This is a genomic window from Dietzia sp. CQ4, assembly GCF_014145125.1.
In the GTDB taxonomy this organism is placed as follows: Bacteria; Actinomycetota; Actinomycetes; order Mycobacteriales; family Mycobacteriaceae; genus Dietzia; species Dietzia natronolimnaea.
In genome coordinates this window covers 1-3,433 of sequence record NZ_JAALDZ010000267.1, presented here as the reverse complement: position 1 = coordinate 3,433, position 3,433 = coordinate 1, and the positions used below count along the sequence as shown (strand labels likewise).

The window sequence follows — 3,433 nt, the reverse complement described above, 5'->3', positions numbered from 1 at the left end:
GGCCAGCGCGGCGCCGATCCCCGAGCCGCCTCCGGTGACGATCGCGGATCGCCCGGCGAATCCCGGGGTGCCGGGGCGGCTTCTCCCGCGGCCCGCAGCCCGGCGTCCGTTTCTCGCGCGGCCGCGACCCGGCCTCACGAGAACGCCTTGGTCGCCAGGCCGAGCACGTCCGGATAGCGGCGCAGCTGGGCGCCTCCGTCGACGGCCAGGTCCTCCCCCGTCATCCAGGGCGAGTCGGCGAGGTAGAGCACCGCCCGGGCGACGTCCTCCGCGGTGCCCCGGTGCGGGACCGCCGCGTTCTCGGCGTACTCCTCGGCGAGCCCGGGGATCTGCAGGACCGGTTCGGTGAGCGGGGTGACGAGGAACCCTGGCGAGACCGTGTTCACCCGGATCCCCCGCTCCCCGAGCTCGAGCGCGGCCACCTGCGCGAGCATCACCAGGCCCGCCTTGGCAGCGCAGTACGCGGCCATCCCCCGGCCGGGTTGCCGCGCGTTGAGCGAGGCGATGGCGACGATCGAGCCGCCCTCGACGACGACCCGACCGGCGTGCTTGAGCACGAGGAACGCGCCGGTGAGGCACACGTCCACCACCCGCCTGAACTCCGCGGTGTCGTGGTCGGTGACCAGCCCGAGCGTGCTCACCCCCGCGGTGGTGACGACCAGTTCGGGGGCGATACCGGAGAACAGCGCCTCCACCGACGACTCGTCCACCACGTCGACGACCCGGTGTTCGTGGCCCCGGGCCGGGGCGTCGGCCGGGCCGGTCAACTCGGCCGCGCGCGCCTCGGCGAGGTCGCCGTTGACGTCGGCCACCGTCACCCGCCACCCGTCGGCGGCCAGCTGCCGCGCCGTGGCCCATCCGATCCCGGATGCGCCACCGACCACCACCGCGTGCCGCCTACCGGTCGTGTCGTCCGCCATTTCCGCCTCCGTCCGGGATGGGGCCCGGGGCGGGGTGCCCCGTCAGCGCGCGCGGGACGCTGTTGACGCCCGTCAATCCCTGGCCATAATCTAGGACCGCAATGTGATTCGCGCCATAGCTTTCCGGCGCGGCGGTCCCCGGCCCGAAGAGGTTTCCATGACACCCACCCCCACTGTCGCCGTCATCGGCGCGGGCATCAGCGGTCTCACCACCCTCAAGATGCTCGACGACTACGGCATCGAGGCGGTGGGCTTCGAGGCCTCCGACCGGATCGGCGGGAACTGGGCGTTCGACAACCCCAACGGGAGCTCGAGCGCGTACCGGTCGCTGCACATCGACACCTCCAAGCATCAGCTGAGCTTCCGGGACTTCCCCATGCCCGAGGAGTTCCCGGACTTCCCGCACCACTCGCAGATCAAGCAGTACCTCGACGACTACGCCGAGGCCTTCGACCTGCTGCGCCGCATCGAGTTCGAGAACCGGGTCCTGCACGCCGAACGGCTCGAGGGCGGCGGCTGGGAGCTGACCACCGAACGCACCGGCACCCGCCGCTTCGACGCGCTGGTGGTGGGCAACGGACACCACTGGGACCCGCGGTTCGGCGACTTCCCGGGCGAGTTCACCGGTGAGATGATCCACTCGCACGCCTACGTCGACCCGTGGGACCCGCTCGAGTTGCTGGACAAGCGCATCCTCGTGGTGGGCCTGGGCAACAGCGCCGCCGACATCGCGGTGGAGCTGTCCTCCAAGGTGATGCGGAACGAGGTGGTGATCTCCACCCGGTCTGGCGCGTGGATCGTCCCGAAGTACATCGCCGGCAAGCCGGCCGACAAGTACTTCGCCACGTTCCCGTTCCTGCCCTACTCGTGGCAGCGCAAGGCCATCCAGGCCATGCAACCGATGTCGGCGGGCCGGCCGGAGTCCTACGGACTGCCCAAGCCCAACCACAAGTTCTTCGAGGCGCACCCCACCCAGTCCGTCGAGTTGCCGCTCCGACTCGGCTCGGGGGACATCACGGCCAAGGGCAACATCGCCCGGTTCGAGGGGCGGACCGTGCACTTCGAGGACGGCACGGCGCAGGAGTTCGACGTCGTCATCCAGGCCACCGGCTACAACACCTCGTTCCCCTTCTTCGACCCCGAGTTCCTCAGCGCCGACGCCCACAACCACGTGCCGCTCTACAAGCGGATGTTCTCCCCGGGCATCGACGACCTCGTGATGGTCGGCTTCGCCCAGTCCACGCCCACGCTGTTCCCGTTCGTCGAGGCCCAGGCCCGGCTGGCGGCCGCGTGGGCGGCCGGCCTGTACCGCACGCCGGACCGGGCGGAGATGGAGCAGGTCATCGTGGCCGACGAGAAGAAGTACATCGGGCACATGCTCGACACCCCGCGGCACCAACAACAGGTGGACTACTTCCTCTACGAGCACGACCTGCGGACCCGGGAGATCCCGGAGGGCCGCGAGCGCGCGGCCCGCTCCGGCGGGATGATCCGGACGGCGGCACACGCATGAGCGGGAACGGCACCTCCGGCGAGGGCGCGAACGGTTCACCCCGCGGCGATCGACGCCGCGAGGCCCTGTTGGCCGAGCTCGACCGGCAGCTGCGCACCACCAAACTCGACGACATCTCGGTGGCCGACCTCACCGACGCGGCCGGCATCACCCGATCGGCGTTCTACTTCTACTTCGACTCCAAGGCCGCGGCGGTGACCGTGTTGCTCTCCTCCATCCAGGCGACCGCCGCCAAGTCGAACGACATGCTGGTGAACTCCGACGGCCGCTTCCGGTCCCGCGTGTCGACCACGCTGAGCCGCCTGGCGGACCGGATGGTCGACAACGCGCACGTCTACCGTGCCCTGCTCACCGCGCGGACCACGCACGAACCCATGCGCCGCCTCTGGGACGAGGGGCGGGCCGAGCTGGCGACGCCCATCGCCGAGTACATCCGCTCCGAGCGGGCGGCCGGCCGGGCCCCCGAGGGGGCCGACCCGGACTCGCTCGCCACCGCCCTGATCCAGATCAACGAATCGGTTCTCGAACACCTCGTCTACGACCCCGGTGCGGATCGCGAGCCCATGATCGCCACCGCCTCGGACCTGTGGGTCCGGGCCATCTACGGCCGCCCGGACCCGGAGGTCGACAACCCAGGAGAACCCTCGTGACCAGCCAGATCACCCCCGTCGACCTCGACTTCCGCTCCGGGGGGGACACCTGCCGCGGGTGGTTCCTGCCCGCGGCCGGGACGGATCGGGCACCGTGCGTCGTCCTGGCACACGGGCTGGGCGGAACGGCCGACTCGGGTCTGCTCCAGTTCGCCGAGGCCTTCGCCGCCGCCGGGTACGCGGCGTTCGCGTTCGACTACCGCGGCTTCGGACGGTCTGACGGCGGGCCCCGACAGGTCGTCTCGCCGTCGCGGCAGCAGGACGACGTCCGGGCGGCGGTCGCCGCTGTCGCGGCGCGGCCGGACGTCGACGCCGACCGGATCGTCCTGTGGGGGTGCTCCCTGGGCGGT

General features: G+C 71.2%; 4 protein-coding genes. 3 read left to right on the top strand and 1 reads right to left on the bottom strand.

Annotated elements, in window-relative coordinates; all coding sequences use genetic code 11:
• Nucleotides 1-134 precede the first annotated feature (134 nt).
• Nucleotides 135-920 carry an SDR family oxidoreductase gene (locus G6031_RS14410; RefSeq protein WP_182653613.1) on the bottom strand — a complete coding sequence of 262 codons (786 nt, stop codon included), beginning with the start codon at nt 918-920 and terminating at the stop codon, nt 135-137.
• Nucleotides 921-1,077: 157 nt separating this feature from the next.
• On the opposite strand from G6031_RS14410, the gene G6031_RS14405 reads away from it, so the two are divergent.
• The 3 genes from G6031_RS14405 to G6031_RS14395 all read left to right on the top strand — a co-directional run.
• Complete coding sequence (locus G6031_RS14405; protein ID WP_182617457.1) at nt 1,078-2,433, top strand: NAD(P)-binding domain-containing protein; 1,356 nt, start codon at nt 1,078-1,080, stop codon at nt 2,431-2,433.
• Entirely contained in the window at nt 2,430-3,083 is a 654-nt protein-coding gene (locus tag G6031_RS14400) for a TetR/AcrR family transcriptional regulator (RefSeq protein ID WP_017835423.1), read from the top strand. Before G6031_RS14405 ends, G6031_RS14400 begins: the two co-directional genes overlap by 4 nt.
• On the top strand, nt 3,080-3,433 hold a 354-nt coding region (locus tag G6031_RS14395), incomplete at its 3' end, for an alpha/beta fold hydrolase (protein WP_182653612.1). The genes G6031_RS14400 and G6031_RS14395, both read left to right, overlap by 4 nt.

Coding starts and splice junctions, on each gene's coding strand:
- G6031_RS14410 (WP_182653613.1), bottom strand. CDS start 920: ATGGCGGACGACACGACCGGTAGGCGGCACGCGGTGGTGGTCGGTGGC.
- G6031_RS14405 (WP_182617457.1), top strand. CDS start 1,078: ATGACACCCACCCCCACTGTCGCCGTCATCGGCGCGGGCATCAGCGGT.
- G6031_RS14400 (WP_017835423.1), top strand. CDS start 2,430: ATGAGCGGGAACGGCACCTCCGGCGAGGGCGCGAACGGTTCACCCCGC.